The following is a 21,035-nucleotide window of genomic DNA, read 5'->3' as shown; positions in this document are numbered from 1 at the left end:
TGAGGTCACTATGGAACTGCTCACCACTCTCTTTCCGCCCGCTTTTCTGGCCCTTGCGCTGGCGCATTTCGTCGCCCTGCTCAGCCCCGGCCCGGACTTCTTTTTACTGATGGGATTTGCCGCCCGCCACCGTCTGCGCGGCAGCGCCGGGCTGTGCGTGGGGATCGCCCTGGGCAACGGGCTCTACATCCTGCTGGTGATACTCGGCTGGAGCGCGCTGCGCCAGTTCACCCTGCTTTTTAACGTCATTGAGCTACTGGGAGCCCTGTATCTGCTGTGGATCGGCTGGCATCTGATCCACAGCCGCGCCCGTACTCTGGCGCTGGATAATGCGCAGACGGAGCGTCCAGGCTTACGCAGGCAGTTCCTGCTTGGTCTGGGATCGGCGGTATTAAATCCGAAAAATGCGCTCTTTTATCTGGCGCTGATGACCGCCCTGCTGGGCCCAAACGTGACCCTGCTCCAGCAGTCGGTCAGCGGTCTCTGGATGGTCACAGTGGTGCTGGTGTGGGATCTGGCGGTGGTTTCCGTTATCGCCTTGCCTGCCATTCAGCGGCGGCTGAGCGACCATATCTGGAAGATGGAGCGCGCAGCGGGGGTGGTGCTGATCGCGTTTGGCGTCTGGATCCTGTGGCAATTTTTCACATCACTCTGAGCACAGAAAACGCCTGATGGCGCTACGCTTATCAGGCCTACAGGGCATGTAGCCCCGGTAAGCGCAGCGCCACCGGGGGAAATACCGCCGGAGGTTAATTCTTGTTTTGATCGTGCAGGATAGCGTTGAACCGGGTTTTAGAATATTTTTCAGGTCGATTCAGAAAACGTGTAAAACCATAATCTACATACAATATAAGTGACAGTTTTAATAGAATTATTTCACTGAGATGGCAAGCTAAGCACTCCACACTCGTTCAGGGAATAACGTGAAAAATTACAAAGTTATCACGCCGCTTTTTCCAACCTATGCTCAAGTAAAAGCGATGATGAAAGCCGTGTCAGGCTATTCAGTAAAATCCGTGCGCAATATGATCACCGCTATCCATGAACAAACCGGCACTCCACAAAACCCGGTGGACTGGTCTGAGCCCGATATGTGGATCAACGATCGTTTAACAGGTGAAGCGGCAGAAATTGCACGACGCATCTGGGAGCAGGACAACCACATACTGAACCCTCGCCATAGCTATGGCAGCTACCTCTTTCTTAACTATCCTCAGTTCGAGCTGATGGAAACCACGACAAAAGACGCATGGGTACCGACTCAGCGCGGGGAACAATTCCTTGCCGATGACGACGCCACGCTCCGCTCGCTGGACGAACAGGAAGGGCTGTTACAGCTGCTGGAACTGTTAGCCGGACGGGAAATGTCCCGTCGTGCAGATTTGCTCCCGGAGTGGCAGGCTTTTTTACATCAGCACTCAAAATTTGCTTCCACAAGTTCGGTTAAAAGCACGCTCTATTCCCGTCTCTATAATCTGATTGAGCGTGACATGGTGGCTCGTGAAGGTATGAGTTACCACATTACCGACACAGGCCGCACCTGGCTTGGAAAAGCACTCCCTACCCGCGAGATCGATCCGCGCAAAGAGCTGCTGGAAGCGGTAAAACGCTATAACCACCAGCAAAAAGAGCTGCTGCGCGAACAAATCAGCACCATGAACCCCTACAAGTTTGAGCACCTGATTGGTCAGCTTCTGGAAGCGATGGGCTATGAGCAGGTTGAAGTGACCAAAGCCTCGGGTGATAAGGGTGTGGATGTGGTGGGCCGGGTGCAGGTGGGCATCACCACCATTACCGAGGTGGTGCAGGTTAAACGTATGCAGAGCAATATCACTCGCCCCGTAATCGACCAGTTGCGCGGTGCACTGCCCTATCACAGCGCGATTCGCGGCACCTTAATTACCACCGGGCGATTTGCTGGCAACTGTGAAAAAGCAGCCCTGCATCCTGGCGCTGCGCCTATCACCTTGATCGACGGCGATCGCCTGCTGGAACTGTTGATTGAGAATAACGTCGGTATTCGTCGCAGCAATGCCGTCGAGCTGCTGGATGTAGATTTACAACTTTTTGATGAACTGGAAGAAGGATTGAAAGGCGAAATTTAACACCATAATCGTTACAATAGGCGCCAAATTTTTCCTGATTGAGTTCATCATGGCCAAAGCACCAACCAAAAAAGCCAAAGCAAAGAAAGGCTTTGAAGACACATTATGGGATACCGCGAATCAGCTTCGCGGCAGCGTTGAATCCTCCGAGTACAAACACGTTGTGCTGAGCCTCGTGTTCCTGAAATTTATCAGCGATAAGTTCGAAGCACGCCGCCAGAAAATGAAGGACGACGGCCAGGGAGACTTCCTGGACATGGAGGTCTTCTACCAGCAGGACAACATCTTCTATCTGCCGGAAGAGGCACGCTGGTCGTGCATCAAACAGAATGCCAAGCAGGACGACATTGCGGTACGCATCGATACCGCCCTCTCTACCATTGAGAAGCGCAACCCGACGCTGAAAGGCGCGCTGCCGGATAACTACTTCAGCCGTCAGAATCTGGAAACCAAAAAGCTGGCGTCGCTGATCGACACCATCGACAACATCGAAACGCTGGCGCACGAAACCGACGTTGAAGCCCTGTCGAAAGAGGACCTGGTCGGACGCGTTTACGAATACTTCCTCGGCAAGTTTGCCGCCACCGAAGGCAAAGGCGGCGGTGAGTTCTATACGCCGAAGTGCGTGGTAACGCTGCTGACCGAAATGCTAGAACCCTTCCAGGGCAAAATTTATGACCCTTGCTGCGGCTCGGCGGGGATGTTTGTCCAGTCGGTGAAGTTTGTTGAAAGCCATCAGGGGAAAAGCCGTGATATTGCCCTGTACGGCCAGGAACTGACGGCCACCACCTACAAACTGGCGAAAATGAACCTCGCCATTCGTGGCCTCTCCGCCAACCTCGGCGAACGCCCAGCCGACACCTTCTTCAGCGATCAGCACCCAGACCTGAAAGCTGACTATATTCTGGCGAACCCGCCGTTTAACCTGAAAGACTGGCGTAACGACGCCGAGCTGACCAAAGACCCGCGTTTTGCAGGCTACCGCACGCCACCAACCGGCAACGCCAACTACGGCTGGATATTGCATATGGTATCCAAGCTGTCGGCTAACGGCACCGCCGGTTTTGTGCTGGCGAACGGCTCGATGAGTTCCAACACCAGCGGCGAAGGCGAGATCCGCGCACAGATGATCGAAAACGATTTGATCGACTGCATGATCGCCCTGCCCGGCCAGTTGTTCTATACCACGCAGATCCCGGTATGCCTGTGGTTCATGACCAAATCGAAAGCCGCCGATCCGGCCAAGGGCTATCGCAACCGTCAAGGCGAAACGCTGTTTATCGACGCGCGTAACCTCGGCATCATGATGAACCGCACCACCAAAGAGCTGACGGCAGACGATATCGCCACCATCGCCGACACCTACCATGCCTGGCGCAGCACGCCGGAAGAGCTGGCCGAGCGCGTTAAGCGTGGCGACAGTAAGCTGACGCAATACGAAGATCAGGCTGGATTCTGCAAAGTTGCGACTATTGCAGAGATCAAGGCTAACGACTATGTGCTGACGCCCGGCCGCTACGTCGGCGCCGCCGAGCAGGAAGACGACGGCGTGGCGTTTGAAACCAAAATGCGCGAGTTGTCGACAACGTTGTTTGCGCAGATGAAGCAGGCGGAAGAACTGGATAACGCGATTCGCCAGAACCTGGAGGCACTGGGTTATGGAGAGTAAGTTTCAGCAACTCGAATTCCGAGAATTAATGAGTATACCAGTCAGAAATGGAATTTATAAATCAAAAGAATTTCATGGACGTGGATGCAAGATAGTGAATATGGGAGAGTTATTTTCCTACTCCCGTTTAAATACATCTATAGAAATGAAAAGGGTTGAACTTTCAGAAAAAGAGTGTGCAACCTCTCTTTTAAATACAGGTGATCTCATATTTGCTCGACGTTCACTAACAGCTGAAGGTGCAGGAAAGTGTTCACTAATTGTCAATGCAGATGACCTTACAACTTTTGAATCATCAATAATAAGAGTCCGTCTTAATCAAAAAATAGCGAATCCAGCATACTATTATTATTTATTCAACTCTAATTATGGCAAATGGTTGTTAAGTACTATTTTACGTCAAACTGCTGTTTCAGGAATAACAGGCAGCGATTTAAATAAACTTATAGTTCCCAACCCACCGAGAACAATTCAAGATTCAATATCGAAATTATTATCGTCTCTTGATGATAAAATAGCTATTAATCAAAAAATTAATTGCGACTTAGAGCAAATGTCTCAAACCCTGTTCAAATCCTGGTTTGTAGATTTCGATCCGGTGATTGATAACGCGCTGGATGCGGGAAACTCAATCCCGGAAGCGCTGCAATCTCGCGCCGAGCTGCGTCAAAAAGTACGCAATAGTGCAGATTTCAAACCACTTCCGGCGGATATTCGTGCACTGTTTCCGGCTGAATTCGAAGAAACAGAGTTGGGCTGGGTGCCGAAAGGTTGGATAACAACATCTTTTAACGATTTGATAGAACTAATTGGTGGTGGCACACCTAAAACCTCTGTAGAAGAGTACTGGAATGGAGATATTCCGTGGTTCTCTGTCGTCGATGCACCTAATGAATCCGACGTATATGTATTAACTACAGAGAAAAACATTACCACTGAAGGGCTCAACAATTCCTCCGCAAAGTTATTAAGAAAAGGAACAACAATAATCAGCGCCAGAGGAACTGTAGGGAAATGTGCTATGGTTGCTGTACCGATGGCAATGAATCAGTCATGCTATGGCGTTATCGGTAAAAATAATATTTCTGATGAATATGTTTACTTCCAATTAAAAAATACAGTCCAGACTCTTCAACAAATGGGACACGGCTCAGTTTTCAACACAATAACAAGAGATACTTTCAAAAATATTAAAGTTCCTTTTTGCGATGAAGAATTAACAAAAAGTTATTCTTTGCTTGTTAAAAATTATTTTTCAAAAATACTGAATAATAATTATCAAAATATTGCTTTAACAAACCTCCGAGACACCCTGCTCCCCAAACTCATCTCCGGCGAGCTGTCCCTGGAGGATCTCCCCGATCTCATCAAACAAACCGAAGCCGCATAACGCACGTTGCCCCTGTAAAATCAGGGGCTTTCTGGTAAGGTTTCCTCTTCTTACAGGAAGCCTTACCAGAAAACCAGCCAGGGCCGGAGCGAGATATGAGCCTCTCATTCAGTGAAGCGAAGTTAGAACAAGCCATTATTGAACTGCTACAGGAGCAGGGCTACCCGCACCTGACAGGCGATGATGTGCCTCGTTCCAGCTTAGATCAGGTCATTATCGAAGAAGATCTTCGTCACTACCTCGCCGCCCGCTATCAGATCGAGGGCATCACCGAAGCGGAAATCCAGCGGTTGATCAAACAGTTCACCACCCTCCCCGCCTCCGATCTTTATGAAAGTAACAAAACCTTCTGTTCCTGGCTGGCCAACGGTTTCCTGTTTAAACGTGACGATCGACAGCAGAAAGATCTCTATATCGAGCTGCTCGATACACGCCATCTTCCCGCTGCACTACGTGAATTGTTCGATACCGAAGAAGTACAGCTGCAACAGGCAGCTGAACCTTCCGCAACCTATATGATCCAGCCGCTGAACCGCGTTAAGGTGGTTAATCAGCTTAAAATTACCGGCAAAGAAAATCAGCCGCGTATTCCGGATGCCATCCTGTATATCAACGGCCTGCCTCTGGTGGTTTTCGAATTTAAAAGCGCCGTGCGTGAGCAGGAAGCCAATATTGGCGACGCCCATAAACAGCTGTGCACCCGCTACCGCCGCGATATCCCGCAGCTGTTTGTCTATAACGCCCTGTGCATCATCAGCGACGGCGTCAATAACCGCATGGGAAACCTGTTTGCGCCTTACGAATATTTCTACTCCTGGCGAAAGGTCACCGGTAATGAAAACCGCGAGCAGGACGGCATCCCTTCCCTGCACTCGATGATCCAGGGCCTGTTTCATCCGGTCCGCCTGCTGGATGTAATCAAAAACTTTATCTGCTTCCCGGATAAGGCCAAACACGAAATAAAAATCTGCTGTCGCTATCCGCAATACTATGCCGCACGCAAGCTTTACTACAGCATCAAGCGGGCACGTAAACCGCTGGGCGATGGTAAAGGTGGTACCTATTTTGGCGCTACCGGTTGCGGTAAAAGTTACACCATGCAGTTTTTAACCCGCCTGCTGATGAAAAGCGTGGACTTTGCCAGCCCGACCATCGTGCTGATCACCGATCGTACCGATCTCGACGATCAGCTCTCAGTGCAGATGTGCAATGCCAAAAATTACATCGGCGACGATACCGTGGTGCCCGTCACCAGCCGTGACGATCTGCGGGAAAAGCTGGCCGGTCGCAACAGCGGCGGCGTCTTCCTGACCACCATCCATAAATTTACCGAAGATACCGAGCTGCTCTCTGAGCGTAGCAATATCATCTGCATTTCTGACGAAGCGCACCGCAGCCAGGTCAATCTGGACCAGAAAGTGATAGTTGATAAAGAGAGCGGCAAGGTGCGCAAAACCTACGGGTTCGCCAAATATCTGCACGACTCGTTGCCGGGCGCGACCTACGTTGGCTTCACGGGTACCCCCATTGACGCTACGCTGGATGTCTTTGGTGCGGTGGTGGACAGCTACACCATGACCGAATCCGTCCAGGATGAGATCACCGTGCGTATCGTCTACGAAGGCCGAGCTGCAAAGGTCATCCTCGATACCGGAAAGCTGGAAGAGGTGGAAAAGTATTACGAAGAGTGCGCTAACGCCGGTACCAACGAATGGCAAATCGACGAAAGCAAAAAAGCCAGCGCCACCATGAACGCCATTCTGGGCGATGAAGACCGGCTGAAAGCACTGGCGGAAGATTTTGCGAAACACTATGAGGGCCGCGTAGCGGAAGGCTCCACGGTAAAAGGCAAAGCGATGTTTGTCTGTGCCAGCCGTGAGATTGCCTGGGCGTTTTACCGCGAGTTAAAAGCGTTTCGCCCGGCGTGGTTTGACGTCAAACAAGCCCCAGAAGGTGTTGAATTAACGGACGAAGAACAAAAAGAACTGCCGCCTGCAGAAATGGTGAAGATGGTAATGACGCGCGGTAAAGATGATGACGCCACGCTCTATGATTTACTTGGCAGTAAAGAGCATCGCAAAGAGCTGGATAAACAGTTTAAAAACGCGAAGTCGAACTTCAAAATCGCCATTGTGGTGGACATGTGGCTGACCGGTTTCGACGTGCCGGAACTGGATACCATCTATATTGATAAGCCCCTGCAAAAGCACAACCTGATCCAGACCATTTCCCGCGTCAACCGCAAGCTGGAAGGCAAAAGCAAAGGGTTAGTTGTCGACTATATTGGCATCAAGCGCCAGATGAACCAGGCGCTGGCGATGTATTCCCGCATTGATGCCACCAACTTTGAAGATATTCAGCAGTCGGTGATTGAGGTGAAAAATCACCTCGATTTGCTGGCGCAGGTATTCCACGAATTCGACAGCCGGGCTTATTTCACCGGAGAACCGCAGGCGCAGCTTGCCTGCCTGAACCGGGCGGCAGAATTTGTTATGCGTACCCAGAAGACAGAACGCCGCTTTATGGGGCTGGTTAAGCGTCTGAAGGCCGCTTATGACGTTTGCTGCGGCAGCGAAGCGCTTTCGCAGGCGGAACGTGACTACATCCACTTTTACCTCGCCGTACGTTCGATTGTCTTTAAGCTGACCAAAGGCGATGCCCCGGACGTGACCCAGATGAACGCGCGCGTACGCGAGATCATCGCTGAGGCGCTAAAAGCAGACGGCGTGGAAGAGCTGTTCTTCCTCGGCGATAAAAAGGCGGAGTCCATTGATATCTTTGATGAAGATTATCTGGCGCGCATCAACAAGATCAAACTTCCGGCAACCAAAATCCAGCTGCTGCAAAAACTGCTGGAGAAAGCCATCAGCGACTTTAAAAAAGTGAATCAGCTTCAGGGGATCAATTTTACCCGCCGCTTCCAGGCCATTATGGACAGATATAATGAGCGCCGGGAAGATGACGTGCTGAATGGCGAAGAGTTCGATAACTTCAGTCAGGAAATGACCGACATTATCTACGATATTAAAACCGAGATGGGCACCTATGCTGATTTAGGCATCGACCTTGAAGAAAAAGCCTTCTACGACATTCTGGCGCATATGCGGGATAAATATCAGTTCACCTATGAAGATGGCAAAATGCTGGCGCTGGCGAAAGAGATGAAGGCGGTGGTGGATAATACGTCGAAGTATCCGGACTGGAGTAAGCGCGATGATATCAAAGCGAAACTGAAAGTTGAGCTGATCCTGTTGCTGCATAAGCACAAATTCCCGCCAGTAGCGAACGACGATATTTATATGGGTGTTCTGATGCAGGCAGAGAATTTTAAACAGCACCATATTAATACGCTGCATTAATATTACCGGTCGGATAATTTATTTTATCCGGCCTGCTATATATTTCATGCCAGATAAATCATTCAATGAATAATTCCAATAACGTCTTTATTAAATCCTGTATTTATATGGATTTATTTTCTTTTACTGGGTAGATTTACAGGTGATATTTAGCGCGATACAGCCGTGCAGCAACACGGCCGTATCGCTCATCACAACCCCTATTTCGAGAGAATAGAGACCATGACTGATATTGATTCTATTGCAGAACAGCTTAAACCTGTAGTGTTTCCTTCCACCCTGCGCAGTTATACCGTGTCGTATGTGAGCAATTATCCGAAATACGATCGTTCCCCGGCGCTGATATTAAAAGGCCAGTGGCTGGAAAAAGCGGGCTTCACCACCGGCAGAAAGCTGGAGGTGCGGGTGATGGAGGAGTGTATTGTGATTACCGCCAAAGCGATGGAGCCGACGCTCGAAGACAGCTTCCGCCGGGTGCAGAATCTGTCTAACCGCAAGCAGCAGCAGATCCTTGAGTTTATTAACATGGTAGAACGGAATAAAAATACCTTCCGCTAATCACGGCCTGGCCCGGGGTAATATATCTGTTACCCCTTAAAACGCCTGATGGCGCTACGCTTATCAGGCCTACAACACCGAAACACCCGATGTAGCCCCGGTAAGCGCAGCGCCACCGGGGAAAACGCCAGCGCCCTTGCCCCTTCGCCTTTTCTCCCTCTATCCTTAACCCTATGGAAAAACTCGCTGAACTCAAACGCGCCAAGCTCCTGGCGCTGTCGCTGCTGCTGATTGCCGCCGCGACTTTTATCGTAACCCTGTTCCTGCCCCAGACCTTCTGGGTGCGCGGGGTGAAGGCCATTGCCGAAGCGGCGATGGTCGGCGCGCTGGCGGACTGGTTTGCCGTGGTAGCACTGTTTCGCCGGGTGCCGATCCCGTTTATCTCGAAACATACGGCAATTATCCCGCGCAATAAGGACCGGATTGGCGACAATCTCGGCCAGTTTGTACAGGAGAAATTTCTCGATACCCAGTCGCTGGTCGCGCTTATCCGTAAGCACGAACCGGCGCTGCTTATCGGCAACTGGTTCAGCCAACCGGATAACGCCCAGCGCGTCGGGCTGCATATCATGCAGGTGATGAGCGGGTTCCTGGAGCTGACCGACGACGGGCGCATTCAGCGCATGCTGAAACGGGCGGTGCATAAGGCGTTGGATAAGGTCGATTTCAGCGAAACCAGCGCCGCGATGCTGGAGAGCATGACCAAAAACAACCGTCACCAGGTGCTGCTGGACGCGGTGATTAACCGCATGATCACCCTCCTGCAGCGCGACAGCACCCGCGACTTGATCGCCGCGCAGATCGTCCACTGGCTGAAGACCGAGCACCCGCGTAAGGCGATGATTTTACCCACCGAATGGCTGGGGGATCAGAGCGCCGAGCTGGTGTCGAATGCGGTGAACGCCATTCTGGATGACGTCAGCCACGACCGCACCCATCAGATCCGCCAGGCCTTTGACCGCGCGGTGCTTAAGCTGGTCGATAACCTGAAAAACGACCCGGAAACCGCGGCTAAAGCCGAGAACATCAAAACCTATCTGAAGAACGACGAGGCCTTTAACCGCTATCTGGGCGAGATGTGGGCCGACCTGCGCCAGTGGCTGAAGGCCGATATGCAGCGCGACGACTCCCGCGTGAAGCAGCGCTTCGCCAACGCCGGGCTGTGGTTCGGTGAAACCCTGGTGGCGGATACCAACCTGCGCGCTTCGCTGAACGAACATCTGGAGCAGGCCGCGCACCGCGTGGCCCCGGATTTTGCCCGTTTCCTCACCCGCCACATCAGCGACACGGTCAAAGGCTGGGATGCCAAAGATATGTCCCGCCAGATTGAACTGAACATCGGCAAGGACCTGCAGTTTATCCGCGTCAACGGCACCCTGGTGGGCGGCACCATCGGGCTGATTTTGTTCCTGCTGTCAACTATCCCGACGTTTCTCCACTGAGACCTGAGGCGGGTTAATCATGTAGCGCGTCGGCGCGAAACAGTTGAGAAACAGGTGCATAAGGAACACCATCGTCAGGGTCGCCACCAGCGCCACCGTCACCGAAACGATGCGGTAGAGATCGCTGAACACCAGGTCGCCGTCCGGGTGCATATTCTGGCCGAACATAATCCCGATGGTGGTGATGCTGGCAAAACCGACCCCGGCCCCCACCTTCTCCATGACGTGCAGGCGGGCGCCAAACCCCAGCCCGAGACCGATCAGCGGCATCATCAGCAGCATGTGGCTGCTGTGATCGTAGAGCACCATCTGCACCAGCAGAATATAGAGGCAGCCGAGCACCACCCCGACCACGCGCCACAGGGAGCTCATCACCGCGCCGCGATAGTGCATCGGGAAGAGGATCAGGATCCCCGCCATCAGCGCCGACAGCGAATCGCTGAGATCGCTTATCTGGAACACCACAAAAATCAGCGTCGCCACGCTGCCGGAGAGCAGCGATTCATGGCGCACCCGGGCGGCGTCTTTCTCCAGACGCGGCGGCGGCGTGCGGGGCTCAACGTCCGGCAGCAGATAGTGCATCAGCGCGCTTAAACATACCGCCATCACGCTGGCTTCAAGGTTGGAGAACAGCAGCGTGTGCCAGTTGGTGGTGGGATAGCTCATAAAGTTGAGCATGGTGCTCTGACACACGACGCCCATCGAGCCAAACAGGAACAGCGGCCCCTGGCTCATAAAGCGAAAGCGCATTACGTAGAGCCCAAATACCACCAGGGTCATAATCACCGGCCACTGCGCCAGATAACCGATGATAAGCACCATTTCGACGCAGTTCAGCGCCGAACTAAACACAAACTGTTTTGCCACGTGGCGGTTAAAGACCGGCACCAGCGACAGGAGCATGATCGGATAGATCACAAAAAAGACGCCGTAGCTGGTGTTGTAGAAGCTCGACACGCTGAGCGCGATCATCCCGGCAAAGACGATGCGCAGCGTCTGGCGAAAGTCGTTGGCGCTGTAGACGATGTTGCCGTGCGGGGTAAAAACCCGCGCCAGAGTATTAATAGACATAATGCAGCAGGCTGACGAGGTGGATCTGCATGCCGGAGAAGAAGCGGGCAAACGGGCCTTCGCTGTTATAGAGCTGCACGGTTGCGCGCGCCCCGGTCGGGAGGTGCTTCGGCAGCGGCTCGTCCAGCGCCACGTGAATGCGCATGCGCTGCGCGTCACGCACCCAGCGGTTGGAGGTCTCCGGCTCTGACAGCTGGCCGTTCACCGCTTCCTGCCCGGCCAGAATACCGGCGTCGCTGCTGGTGACGTGGGCGCGGAAAACGTGGCCCGGGAAGGCGTCAAACACCACCGCCGCGTCGGTGCCCTGACGGGTATGGCGCAGGCTCTTTTCACGGAAATCGGCGACGATATCGCTCTGGTTGTTCACCAGCGCCAGCGCCGCCGTGCCGGAGGTGGCATAAAAACCGGGGCTCAGCTGCACGTTGCTGACCGTCCCGTCCGCCTCGGCGTAGATCTTCGTCCAGCCCAGATTCAGCTCGGCCTCTTCCAGCGCGTTGCGGTATTTTTGCAGCGTCACGTTACGCTTTTCATCGCGCTCGCCGCGCTCAATGTGCAGCTGATGTATGTTGGCTTCCAGATTCGCCACGGCCTGCTCGCTGCCCTGCCAGGTGGTGCGGACTTTATCCAGATCCGCCTGAGAGACGTTCTGCAACGTGCTGAGTTTCTGATAGCGATCGAAGGTGACCTTGTCGTTGCGGGCGGTGAGCTGGGCGGTTTTCAGGTTCGCCTGGGCCGCAACGATTTGCGCGTCGAGCTGCTGGTTGGCGAGGCGGGCCTGCTCCAGCGCGATCTGCGCCGCATCCACCTTATTACGGAACGGGGTCGGATCGAGTTCAAACAGCAGATCGCCCTTCTTCACCTGGCTGTTGTTGTGCACGTGTACCGCCGCCACATAGCCGGAGACGCGGGCGGACACCGGCGTGACCACGCGCATCACCGTGGAGTCCGGCGTCAGCGGGATCCAGATATCGGCGATAATGAAATAGACAAACATCAGCAGGAAAGAGGCAATACTTACCCTTACCCAGCGGGCAAACTTTTGTTCAGGGGTCATGATTAGTTGGTCTTGTTATCTTCTTCGCGGATAGTCCGCAGATTGCAGGCGATTTGATTAAGTGTGGCGCTGAAAATCTCGAGATGGTCCGGGGCGATATTCTGCGATACCCGCTCCTGGAACGTCTCGATAACCTGCGTCAGGGTTTTCAGCACCGCGTTACCCTCGGGTGTGAGGGTCAGCAGCCGGATACGCTTGTCATAAGGCGATGTGGTGCGCAGCAGGTAGCCCTGCTTTTCCAGCTGTGAAAGGGTGCGCATCAGCGGCGGCAGTTCAATACCCTGCACCTCCGCCAGTTCGCTCACCGAGACGTTATCCCCCAGTTGCTTTAGCTGCATCATCACCGTCCAGCTCGACTGGGTTAACCCGGTATCGAGAATGGCATCGTCAATGACCGCGCGCCACTGACGCACAATCATTGCCATCCGCATGCCCATCGGCCTGCGGCAGAACAGATCTTCTTCACGCATGGGGGATCCTCGCTTCACACGCTGAGAAGATAATAGTTATCAGGGTAAGTATCAAGAAACGAGGATGTTAAGAGCAGGAATTGCGAAACGGTCAGGCTAGTTGATCACTTTATGCAGGGTGCTATGAAACGCCTTTTGCTCCTGGGAAAACAGGAGAAACTCGGAGGCCGACAGATATTGCTCAACGGCATTCCACGCCACCACCTCGGTATAAAGTTCGGTGAGCAGGGTCATAAGCGTGTAAGTTTTATTTTCCCAGACTTCGTGGGCGAAGGGCTGGTTCTTATTTTTATCACTCAGCCATATAAGATTTAATTTAATATCCTTAAGGGTTTTTCGCAGAGTGGCCGGCAGATCGTTACTGCCAAGGCGGGAAATATAGTTTTCTGACAGTGCAGCAAGGCTATCCGGCGTACATGGCTTGCCCGAGTGTGAAATAACGCACTGGAATAACACGCTTTCTGCGTAATTTTTTAATTTTGACATGGTTTATAGCGTTCCCTGTTAATACATTCCATTATGCTAACAGCTTAATATTACAGCGGCTGTTGTGAGCGTTAACTTTTCATAAATATTGAGATCTGGCAATCGCAATAATATTAAATGTTGATATAAGACAATTCTAATTAAAAACACATAAGCAATAAGAATGAATTGAGTTTAAAGCATAGATGACCTGTATTATTTATCGTGCGGCCAGGCATGCTGCCGAAAATAATGCGTAATTGAAAAATCCCTCTTTAAGCGGTATAGTCAAATGTACGGAAGAAATCCGTACAAGAAAAAACGTGGAGTAAAAATGTCAGCACTGAAAAAACAGCGCATCGACCTCAGGTTAACGGATGAAGACAAGGATCTGATCGAAGAAGCTGCGGCGATGACTAACCAGACGATCACCCAGTTTATGGTTAACAGTGCCTCGGAACGTGCTGCAGAAGTCATTGAGCAGCACCGCCGTCTGATCCTCAATGAAAATTCGTGGAACAGAGTGATGGATGCACTCGACAACCCGCCAGAGCCGAACGACAGGCTGAAACGCGCAGCAAAACGTCTGCAAAACATGGAGTAAGGCGTGGCTAATCTGACGATAAGGATGTTTTCACATGAGACGCAATATGATTTAACCGAATTCGACTGCGGGGAAAGTACCCTGAACCGTTTTCTGTTTGATCACCTTGCGCGCCAACACGGCGGGCGCCTGCTGCGTGCTTACCTGCTCATCACCGACGATCCCGTGCCAAAAGTGCTGGGCTACTATACGTTGTCCGGCAGTTGTTTTGAGAAAGAGAGCCTGCCCTCGAAAACCCAACAGCGCAAAGTACCCTACGTCAATGTTCCCAGCGTCACGTTAGGGCGTCTCGCCATCCATCAGGATTTACAGGGCCAGGGCTGGGGAATGACGCTGGTGACCCATGCCATGAAAGTGGTGCACCTAGCCTCACAGGCTGTGGGCATTCATGGCATGTTTGTGGATGCGCTCAACGACAGGGCGAAAGATTTTTACCTGAAGCTCGGCTTTGTTGCTTTAACAGGCAGCAACGTTAATTCCCTTTTTTACCCGACAAAATCAATCGAGAAACTGTTTGCAGGGTAAGCGGTAATTCGCCGGGTGGCGCGACGCTTACCCGGCCTACGGCCACATGTAGGCCCGGCAAGCTTGCGCCGCCGGGCAATGTTTCAGCGGCCGAAGTGTTTATCAATGGCCCGTCGTCCTGACGCGGTTACCGTCACCTCGCGAAAGCCTTCTACCCGTCTGATCCAGCCTTTGGTTTCAAGATGAATCAGCAGCGCTGCGCCCGCCTCGCCGCCAAGATGAAAGCGGCGCTCGCTCCAGTCCAGGCAGGCGGAGCAGGCTTTACGCCGGGGGTTAGCCTTTAGCACAATCCCCATTGCCAGAAACGCCTCGCGACCTTTCACGGTGAGGGCCGAACCGTCCGCCGTCAGCCAGCCCCCGGCCTGCATAAAATCATAGATTTGCACGGCGACCGTGCCCGCCAGATGGTCGTAGCAGGTGCGCGCGAGACGCATCGACTCTGGCGCTGTTGTCTGCGGCGGCGTGATGCGCGCCCAGGACAGGCCCATCATCTGCTCCACCAGCTCCGCCACGTCGTGCCCCGCCAGGCGATAGTAGCGATGCCGACCCTGAGAAAGACAGGTTATCAGTCTGCCGTCCACCAGCCGGGCGAGATGTCCGCTGGCGGTTGAGGGGGCCACATCCGCCACGGCGCTGAGCTCTGTCGCGGTCCACGCCCGCCCGTCCATCAGCGCACAGAGCATTTTGACCCGCGACGGATCGGCCATCGCCGCCGCGACAGCAGCAACGGCCAGCTCCAGCGCGGCACTGTTATCAGGAGGTAAACTCGTCTTTAGCATGGGCTGCCCACGGCTCGGTGATCTCTGCGGCCAGCTTATCATTATCCGTCAGCAGAATAAGGTGATTCGCATGATCGCTGTACTGCGTCAGGATGGACACCCCCTGCGCTGCCAGCGCGGCGGCGATCTCGCCCAGTTCGCCAGGGCGCTCCTGCTTCAGCTTACGAATCAGCGGTTTTTGCACCATTTGCACGTTAAAACCGGCATCAACAAGCACGCGCCGGGCTTTTTCGCCCTCTGCCACCAGAAAGTGCGCATCCACGCCAAACACGCCGCCGCCCTCAAGCCCAACGCCGTTGCACCCCAGAAGCTGCCCAAAACGCGCCAGTTCGCCGGGAGTATCGTTGAATATCACATGAACGTCATACATCGGCGTGCCCTCCGGTTTCAGAGCTGTATTCCCTCACCACCTCCGCCACGCGGATGCGGTAGTGGGTAAAGATCGATGCCCGTCCTTCGGCCTGCGCCGCCTGATGAAATACGTTCTGCTTCCAGCGGCAGATCGCCTCCTCGTCCCGCCACCATGAGAGGGAGAGGATTTTGCCGTCAGTGGTCAGGCTCTGAAAACGTTCGATATCGATAAAACCGTCGATATCCGCCAGGAGTGGCTTTAGCTCGGCGGCCAGTTGCAGGTAGCGCGCCTGGTGTGCGGGGGCTGCTTTGGCTTCAAACAGGACTGCAATCATGATGTTCTTTCCATTGTGAGGTTAAGGAGAGAGTGCAGGAGTGAGCAGGAGAATGCTTCGGTGAAAAGCGAAATGTGGCATTTCTGCGCCGGGATGCCGGGTGGCGTTGCGCTTACCCGGCCTACGGGCCACATGTAGGCCCGGCAAGCTTGCGCCGCCGGGCGTTTTTTAGCCGAGGACTGACTTCGGTTCCAGAAATGCGCTGATGCCCCATGCGCCCATCTCGCGCCCTACGCCGGAGTGCTTAAATCCGCCAAACGGCGCTTTGGGCTCGTGGGCGAGGGTGTTGACCAGCACGCGACCCGCGTGGAGCTGCTGCGCCACCCGACGGGCGCGCTCCGCGTCGCCGCCCAGCACCATCGCACTCAGGCCATATTCTGTATCGTTAGCAATGGCGATGGCCTCTGCCTCATCGCGATACGCGATCACGCACAGCACCGGGCCAAAAATCTCTTCCCGGGCGATGGCCATCTGGTTGTGCACATCGGTAAACAGCGTCGGGCGGATAAACCACCCGTCACGTGTGCCCTCCGGCCGCCCCTCCCCGCCCGCCAGCAGACGCGCCCCTTCCGCCAGCCCTTTCTGAATGTATCCCTGCACCCGCAGCCACTGTTTCTCGCTCACCATCGGGCCGACCTCGGTGGCCGCATCGCGCGGATCCCCCGACTGCACCGCCGCGATGGCCCGGGCCAGCGCCTGCTCGATCTCAGCCTTGCGCGACTGCGGCACCAGAATGCGCGTTCCGGCCACGCACGCCTGGCCGCTGTTCATCAGCCCGGCCTGCACCGCCAGCGGAATGGCCTGCGACAAATCGGCATCATCCAGCACGACCGTCGGCGATTTACCGCCTAACTCCAGCGTGACGCGGGTAAAGTTCTCCGCCGCGTTGCGCAGGATCGCTTTGCCGGTCTGGGTCGAACCGGTAAACGAGATTTTTGCCACATCCGGGTGACGGCTTATCGTCTCCCCCACCGTGTCGCCGCGCCCGGTGACGATGTTAAACACCCCCGGCGGCAGATCTGCCGCGTGCAGCGCCTCGGTCACAATCTGCGTCTGCAGGGCGCTCATCTCGCTGGGTTTGATCACCGCAGTGCAGCCTGCCGCCAGCGCCGCCGCCAGTTTGCCGCAGATAAAGCCCGCATCGCTGTTCCAGGGGGTAATCAGCCCGGCCACGCCGAGCGGCGTCATCTCAACCTTTGCTGCACCGGCCGTAAGGGTAAACTCAAACGCCTCCAGCGCCTCAATGGCCTGGGCAATCACCTCGGCCGGATAGCTGGCCATCCACGCCGAGCGCGACGCGGGCGCGCCGTACTCTTCAATCACCGCCTCCAGCAGATCGTCGTGGCGGGCGGCCACGGCAGCGTGCATCCGTTGCAGGGCGGCGATGCGTTCCTGCTTTGTGGTTTTTGCCCATGCCGGAAACGCCGCTTTCGCTGCGGCAATGGCGCGTTCGGCATCCACCGCGTCGGCCAGACGTACCTGCCCGATAACCCGTGCCGTCGCCGGGTTAAACAGATCGAAGCGCTCGCTGCCGTGTGGGGTGACAAATTCACCGTTGATATAAATCTGTTCGATGTGATGCATAACGACCTCCTCAGACTGGATGGAAAGAGTCTGGCACGCCTTCTCCGTTACGATAATCCACGCTATGCTGCAAAGGTTGTTTCGATTTTCAGGATAATCTATGCACCGTTCAGGACTGACAGAGCTGGAAGTGGTGATGGCCGTCGTGCGTCGCGGCAGTTTTCGCGCCGCCGCACAGGAGCTGGGGATGTCGGCCACCGCCGCGAGTAACGCCGTTGCCGGGCTGGAAAGCCGTCTGCAAACCCGCCTGTTTCACCGCACCACCCGCAGCGTGGCGCTCACCGAGGCGGGACAGCGCTTTGTGGCCCGCGTCGGCCCTGCGTTGCAGGAGATCCGCCAGGCAAGCAGTGAGATCCACAGCGATGCCGACGAACCTGCCGGCACCCTGCGTCTGAACGTGCCGAATAACGTGGGAACCCTGTTCCTGGACGAGCTGCTGATCGACTACATGATCCGCTACCCGAAAATGCGCGTCGAAACGGTGAGCGAGGCGCGGATGATCGATATCGTGGCGGAAGGTTACGACGCGGGGGTGCGCCTGGCGGAGTCGGTGCCGCAGGACATGATCGCCATCAGGCTTACCCCGGATATCCGCCAGCTCGTCACCGGCACGCCGGACTATTTTGCCCGTCATGGCACGCCAGAAACCCCGGACGATCTGCTGCAGCATCAGGGGATCGGCATGCGCATGGCGCACGGGGGGATCTATCGCTGGGAGCTGGAGCGGCGCGGGGAGCAGATTGCCCTGGCGGTGCCGCCGCGTTTTGCCACCTCGGATCTGTTTGCCTCGATCCGGGCGGTAAAGGCCGGGCTGGGGGTGGGATTTTTACCGGAACGCTATATTCAGCAGGAGCTGAAAAGCGGAGAGCTGGTGAGCGTGCTGGAGGAGTGGACGCAGCCCTTTGCCGGACTGCGGCTCTATTACCCCGGCCATCGCCACGTCCCGCCGGGTTTGCAGGCGCTGGTGGCAATGATCCGCGAGCGCGGTCTTACTCGAGGTTAGCCTTGTTCAGGCCGTAGGCGGCATCCAGCGAGCCCGGTTCCATGCGGGAGGTGATGCCTAAGCGGTTCCAGGCGTTGATCGCCACGATGGCGAAGTTCAGCTCCGAAATCTCCACTTCCGAATAATGTTCCGCCACGCTGCGGTAGAGCACGTCGCTGACCCCGTGCGGGCCGATCTGCGTCAGCGCTTCGGTGAAGGCCAGCGCTGCTTTTTCACGGGCGCTGAACAGCGGCGACTCGCGCCATGCGGCCAGATGGTACAGGCGCAGCTCGCGCTCGCCGGCAATTTTGGCCTCTTTCGAGTGCATATCCAGACAGAAGGTGCAGCCGTTGAGTTGGGAGACGCGGATGTCGATCAAGTGCTTCAGCGCCGGATCGATGGAGGTCTGGCCCACCGCCATGCTCAGGTCGGACAGGGCTTTAGCGAGGGCAGGTGTGGCTTTATGGTGGTTAACGCGAGTGCTCATTGTCTTTCCTCTTTTTGTGCGGGATGGGTCATGCGATGGGGTAAATTTACGCCGTTCATGACATAGTAAAAAGATACAAAAAGCGCGAAACGAGGTAGGACATGAAGCCGGGCTATCACCAGATCTACACCCGCTATCGGGACAACATCACCCGCGGCGTACTCAAGCCTGGCGACAAGGTGCCTGCCATTCGCGTGCTGGCCGAAGAGCTGAAGGTGGCGCGCAAAACGGTTGAAACCGCCTATGCCATTCTGATCGGCGAGGGCTATCTGGTAAGCCAGGGGGCGCGCGGCACCCGGGTGAACCCGGACTTAAACCTGCCGGTCGCGGCCCCCGTGTCCGACGATCCCATCACCGGCACGCTTCCGGAATCGCTGGTCAGCCAGCGGGAACGCGCAGGCTTTTTGCGCCCCGGCATCCCGGCGCTGGACAGCTTTCCGTACAAGAAATGGCTGCTGCTGGCGGGACAGGCGGTGCGGGCCATGCGCCAGGAGGAGATGCTCAACCCGCCGGTGATGGGCTGGGCTCCCCTGCGCCAGGCCATCGCCAGCTACCTGAACATTTCCCGCGGGCTCGCCTGCACGCCGGATCAGGTGCTGATCACCAGCGGCTACAGCGGCAGCCTGCGCCTGATCCTCGACACCCTCGCCAGCCGCAACGACAAGGTGGTATTTGAAGATCCGGGCTATTTTATGGGCCAGCAGCTGCTCCGGCGCATCGTGCCGCGTCTGCATACGGTGCCGGTAGATCGCGCCGGGATGGACACGGAGTACCTGCTGCGCCAGCACGCCGACGCCCGGTTTGCCATCGTCACGCCGTCGCACCAGAGCCCGCTGGCGGTCACTCTCTCATTGCCGCGAAGACAGCAGCTGCTCGACTGGGCCACCCGCAACGAAGCATGGATCGTTGAAGATGACTATGACGGCGAGTTTCACTACACCCGCAAGGTGCTGCCGTCGCTGAAAAGCCTCGATCGTCAGGATCGGGTGATCTACATGGGCACCTTCAGCAAAACCGTGATGCCGTCCCTGCGCCTGGGTTATGTGGTGATGCCCGCCAGCACGGTGTCGGCCTTTAACGACTGCGCCGATCTGCTCGCCAGCGGCCAGCCGGTGCTGACGCAAAAAATCCTCACCGCCTTTATCAACGAGGGTCATTTCTTCCGCCACCTGAAAAAGATGCGCGCCCTCTACCAGCAGCGGCGCGACTGGATGATCGCCGCCCTGCACGAGGTCTACGGGGATCGCTTCTTCACCGAGCAGAACGACGGCGGGATGCACATCGTGGCGTTCTTAACCAGAGGCAGCTGCGACCTGGAGATCGCCCGCTGCTGGCAACAGCAGCAGCTGCAGGTGAATGCCCTGTCGGCGTGGTACAGCGGGTCGGGCAAGCGCTACGGGCTGGTGATGGGGTATAACAACGTGCGGTCGTATCAGGAGGCCATCGCCCTGCTGGAACGGCCGAAGCAGCAGACGCTTGAACTGTTGCGCTGAAACGCGCCGGGTGGCGGCTACGCCTTACCCGGCCTACGAAACCCCAGGCCGCACGATCCGTAGGCCCGGTAAGCGTAGCGCCACCGGGCGATACCCCCGCAAGTTACAAATCATGTCGCGACAGTCCGATATCCTTCAGATGCTCATCGCTTAACTGGCTCAAAATCTTGCGCGTGCGGTTGATGCGATACCAGCGGGCAAAAATTCTTCCCGTCAGGATAAAGATCGCAAAAGGACGTCTGGCACGATTTTCATTGAATTCCATGATGTTCTCCTCAGGTGGTCTGAGGGGTTATCATCACGGATTACGCA

Annotated in this window: 21 protein-coding genes; 11 read left to right on the top strand and 10 right to left on the bottom strand. The window is 55.4% G+C overall.

Annotation, left to right across the window (positions count from 1 at the left end; all coding sequences use genetic code 11):
* The first annotated feature begins 10 nt into the window (after nucleotides 1-10).
* The 7 genes from FFB58_RS13760 (at nucleotide 11) to FFB58_RS13730 (ending at nucleotide 10,523) form a co-directional block, all read left to right on the top strand.
* Entirely contained in the window at nucleotides 11-655 is a 645-nt protein-coding gene (locus FFB58_RS13760; RefSeq protein ID WP_138370191.1) for a LysE family translocator, read from the top strand.
* Nucleotides 656-923: 268 nt separating this feature from the next.
* A complete protein-coding gene (locus FFB58_RS13755) occupies nucleotides 924-2,105 on the top strand; it encodes a restriction endonuclease (RefSeq protein WP_138370190.1) in 1,182 nt (393 codons plus the stop codon).
* Nucleotides 2,106-2,154: 49 nt separating this feature from the next.
* Complete coding sequence (locus FFB58_RS13750) at nucleotides 2,155-3,774, top strand: class I SAM-dependent DNA methyltransferase (protein ID WP_138370189.1); 1,620 nt, start codon at nucleotides 2,155-2,157, stop codon at nucleotides 3,772-3,774.
* Entirely contained in the window at nucleotides 3,764-5,164 is a 1,401-nt protein-coding gene (locus tag FFB58_RS13745; protein ID WP_171029961.1) for a restriction endonuclease subunit S, read from the top strand. Before FFB58_RS13750 ends, FFB58_RS13745 begins: the two co-directional genes overlap by 11 nt.
* A gap of 95 nt (nucleotides 5,165-5,259) precedes the next feature.
* Nucleotides 5,260-8,523, top strand: a complete 3,264-nt coding sequence (locus FFB58_RS13740; protein ID WP_138370188.1) for an HsdR family type I site-specific deoxyribonuclease — start codon at nucleotides 5,260-5,262, stop codon at nucleotides 8,521-8,523.
* Between the two features lie 222 nt (nucleotides 8,524-8,745).
* Nucleotides 8,746-9,081 carry a SymE family type I addiction module toxin gene (locus FFB58_RS13735; protein WP_138370187.1) on the top strand — a complete coding sequence of 112 codons (336 nt, stop codon included), beginning with the start codon at nucleotides 8,746-8,748 and terminating at the stop codon, nucleotides 9,079-9,081.
* 173 nt (nucleotides 9,082-9,254) lie between these two features.
* Complete coding sequence (locus tag FFB58_RS13730) at nucleotides 9,255-10,523, top strand: DUF445 domain-containing protein (protein ID WP_138370186.1); 1,269 nt, start codon at nucleotides 9,255-9,257, stop codon at nucleotides 10,521-10,523.
* Here the strand turns inward: FFB58_RS13730 and FFB58_RS13725 are convergent.
* From FFB58_RS13725 to FFB58_RS13710, 4 genes are all read right to left on the bottom strand, one after another.
* A complete protein-coding gene (locus tag FFB58_RS13725; protein WP_138370185.1) occupies nucleotides 10,497-11,594 on the bottom strand; it encodes a DUF2955 domain-containing protein in 1,098 nt (365 codons plus the stop codon). The two genes, FFB58_RS13730 and FFB58_RS13725, sit on opposite strands and share 27 nt — an antisense overlap.
* Nucleotides 11,584-12,651: an HlyD family secretion protein gene (locus FFB58_RS13720; RefSeq protein WP_138370184.1), complete on the bottom strand. Its 1,068-nt coding sequence runs from the start codon at nucleotides 12,649-12,651 to the stop codon at nucleotides 11,584-11,586. Before FFB58_RS13720 ends, FFB58_RS13725 begins: the two co-directional genes overlap by 11 nt.
* Complete coding sequence (locus tag FFB58_RS13715) at nucleotides 12,651-13,118, bottom strand: MarR family transcriptional regulator (protein WP_039030534.1); 468 nt, start codon at nucleotides 13,116-13,118, stop codon at nucleotides 12,651-12,653. The genes FFB58_RS13720 and FFB58_RS13715 overlap by 1 nt, the downstream gene beginning before the upstream one ends.
* Before the next feature lie 96 nt (nucleotides 13,119-13,214).
* Nucleotides 13,215-13,604 (bottom strand): hypothetical protein, encoded by a 390-nt coding sequence (locus tag FFB58_RS13710; protein WP_138370183.1) that lies wholly within the window; start codon nucleotides 13,602-13,604, stop codon nucleotides 13,215-13,217.
* A gap of 313 nt (nucleotides 13,605-13,917) precedes the next feature.
* Between FFB58_RS13710 and FFB58_RS13705 the strand changes: the two genes are divergently transcribed.
* Both FFB58_RS13705 and FFB58_RS13700 read left to right on the top strand, forming a co-directional pair.
* Nucleotides 13,918-14,187: a DUF1778 domain-containing protein gene (locus FFB58_RS13705; RefSeq protein WP_039030536.1), complete on the top strand. Its 270-nt coding sequence runs from the start codon at nucleotides 13,918-13,920 to the stop codon at nucleotides 14,185-14,187.
* Nucleotides 14,188-14,190: 3 nt separating this feature from the next.
* Complete coding sequence (locus FFB58_RS13700; RefSeq protein WP_039030537.1) at nucleotides 14,191-14,712, top strand: GNAT family N-acetyltransferase; 522 nt, start codon at nucleotides 14,191-14,193, stop codon at nucleotides 14,710-14,712.
* Between the two features lie 83 nt (nucleotides 14,713-14,795).
* Here FFB58_RS13700 and FFB58_RS13695 read toward each other — a convergent pair whose 3' ends face one another.
* The 4 genes from FFB58_RS13695 to FFB58_RS13680 all read right to left on the bottom strand — a co-directional run bounded on the left by FFB58_RS13695 (nucleotide 14,796) and on the right by FFB58_RS13680 (nucleotide 17,761).
* The gene (locus tag FFB58_RS13695; protein ID WP_138370182.1) at nucleotides 14,796-15,491 is read right to left on the bottom strand and encodes a winged helix-turn-helix domain-containing protein; all 696 of its coding nucleotides are present in this window, start codon (nucleotides 15,489-15,491) and stop codon (nucleotides 14,796-14,798) included.
* Nucleotides 15,466-15,861, bottom strand: a complete 396-nt coding sequence (locus FFB58_RS13690; protein WP_138370181.1) for an amino acid-binding protein — start codon at nucleotides 15,859-15,861, stop codon at nucleotides 15,466-15,468. Before FFB58_RS13690 ends, FFB58_RS13695 begins: the two co-directional genes overlap by 26 nt.
* Nucleotides 15,854-16,177 carry an antibiotic biosynthesis monooxygenase gene (locus FFB58_RS13685; protein ID WP_138370180.1) on the bottom strand — a complete coding sequence of 108 codons (324 nt, stop codon included), beginning with the start codon at nucleotides 16,175-16,177 and terminating at the stop codon, nucleotides 15,854-15,856. Before FFB58_RS13685 ends, FFB58_RS13690 begins: the two co-directional genes overlap by 8 nt.
* A gap of 168 nt (nucleotides 16,178-16,345) precedes the next feature.
* Nucleotides 16,346-17,761 (bottom strand): aldehyde dehydrogenase family protein, encoded by a 1,416-nt coding sequence (locus FFB58_RS13680; RefSeq protein ID WP_138370179.1) that lies wholly within the window; start codon nucleotides 17,759-17,761, stop codon nucleotides 16,346-16,348.
* Nucleotides 17,762-17,861: 100 nt separating this feature from the next.
* Between FFB58_RS13680 and FFB58_RS13675 the strand changes: the two genes are divergently transcribed.
* Nucleotides 17,862-18,764, top strand: a complete 903-nt coding sequence (locus tag FFB58_RS13675) for a LysR family transcriptional regulator (RefSeq protein WP_138370178.1) — start codon at nucleotides 17,862-17,864, stop codon at nucleotides 18,762-18,764.
* Here FFB58_RS13675 and FFB58_RS13670 read toward each other — a convergent pair.
* On the bottom strand, nucleotides 18,751-19,230 hold the full coding sequence (locus FFB58_RS13670) for a carboxymuconolactone decarboxylase family protein (RefSeq protein WP_039030543.1): 480 nt from the start codon (nucleotides 19,228-19,230) through the stop codon (nucleotides 18,751-18,753). The two genes, FFB58_RS13675 and FFB58_RS13670, sit on opposite strands and share 14 nt — an antisense overlap.
* A gap of 101 nt (nucleotides 19,231-19,331) precedes the next feature.
* Between FFB58_RS13670 and FFB58_RS13665 the strand changes: the two genes are divergently transcribed.
* Nucleotides 19,332-20,723, top strand: a complete 1,392-nt coding sequence (locus tag FFB58_RS13665) for a PLP-dependent aminotransferase family protein (RefSeq protein ID WP_138370177.1) — start codon at nucleotides 19,332-19,334, stop codon at nucleotides 20,721-20,723.
* Nucleotides 20,724-20,826: 103 nt separating this feature from the next.
* On the opposite strand, the gene FFB58_RS13660 is transcribed toward FFB58_RS13665, so the two are convergent.
* Entirely contained in the window at nucleotides 20,827-20,988 is a 162-nt protein-coding gene (locus FFB58_RS13660) for a DUF1127 domain-containing protein (RefSeq protein WP_138370176.1), read from the bottom strand.
* Between the last annotated feature and the right edge of the window lie 47 nt (nucleotides 20,989-21,035).

Source organism: Enterobacter sp. MF024 (assembly GCF_005843915.1).
In the GTDB taxonomy this organism is placed as follows: Bacteria; Pseudomonadota; Gammaproteobacteria; order Enterobacterales; family Enterobacteriaceae; genus Enterobacter; species Enterobacter barmai.
This window is presented reverse-complemented; position numbering and strand designations above follow the sequence as displayed.

Coding starts and splice junctions, on each gene's coding strand:
- FFB58_RS13705 (WP_039030536.1), top strand. CDS start 13,918: ATGTCAGCACTGAAAAAACAGCGCATCGACCTCAGGTTAACGGATGAA.
- FFB58_RS13710 (WP_138370183.1), bottom strand. CDS start 13,604: ATGTCAAAATTAAAAAATTACGCAGAAAGCGTGTTATTCCAGTGCGTT.
- FFB58_RS13760 (WP_138370191.1), top strand. CDS start 11: ATGGAACTGCTCACCACTCTCTTTCCGCCCGCTTTTCTGGCCCTTGCG.
- FFB58_RS13675 (WP_138370178.1), top strand. CDS start 17,862: ATGCACCGTTCAGGACTGACAGAGCTGGAAGTGGTGATGGCCGTCGTG.
- FFB58_RS13695 (WP_138370182.1), bottom strand. CDS start 15,491: ATGCTAAAGACGAGTTTACCTCCTGATAACAGTGCCGCGCTGGAGCTG.
- FFB58_RS13740 (WP_138370188.1), top strand. CDS start 5,260: ATGAGCCTCTCATTCAGTGAAGCGAAGTTAGAACAAGCCATTATTGAA.
- FFB58_RS13670 (WP_039030543.1), bottom strand. CDS start 19,230: ATGAGCACTCGCGTTAACCACCATAAAGCCACACCTGCCCTCGCTAAA.
- FFB58_RS13725 (WP_138370185.1), bottom strand. CDS start 11,594: ATGTCTATTAATACTCTGGCGCGGGTTTTTACCCCGCACGGCAACATC.
- FFB58_RS13660 (WP_138370176.1), bottom strand. CDS start 20,988: ATGGAATTCAATGAAAATCGTGCCAGACGTCCTTTTGCGATCTTTATC.
- FFB58_RS13745 (WP_171029961.1), top strand. CDS start 3,764: ATGGAGAGTAAGTTTCAGCAACTCGAATTCCGAGAATTAATGAGTATA.
- FFB58_RS13735 (WP_138370187.1), top strand. CDS start 8,746: ATGACTGATATTGATTCTATTGCAGAACAGCTTAAACCTGTAGTGTTT.
- FFB58_RS13750 (WP_138370189.1), top strand. CDS start 2,155: ATGGCCAAAGCACCAACCAAAAAAGCCAAAGCAAAGAAAGGCTTTGAA.
- FFB58_RS13715 (WP_039030534.1), bottom strand. CDS start 13,118: ATGCGTGAAGAAGATCTGTTCTGCCGCAGGCCGATGGGCATGCGGATG.
- FFB58_RS13685 (WP_138370180.1), bottom strand. CDS start 16,177: ATGATTGCAGTCCTGTTTGAAGCCAAAGCAGCCCCCGCACACCAGGCG.
- FFB58_RS13690 (WP_138370181.1), bottom strand. CDS start 15,861: ATGTATGACGTTCATGTGATATTCAACGATACTCCCGGCGAACTGGCG.
- FFB58_RS13665 (WP_138370177.1), top strand. CDS start 19,332: ATGAAGCCGGGCTATCACCAGATCTACACCCGCTATCGGGACAACATC.
- FFB58_RS13730 (WP_138370186.1), top strand. CDS start 9,255: ATGGAAAAACTCGCTGAACTCAAACGCGCCAAGCTCCTGGCGCTGTCG.
- FFB58_RS13680 (WP_138370179.1), bottom strand. CDS start 17,761: ATGCATCACATCGAACAGATTTATATCAACGGTGAATTTGTCACCCCA.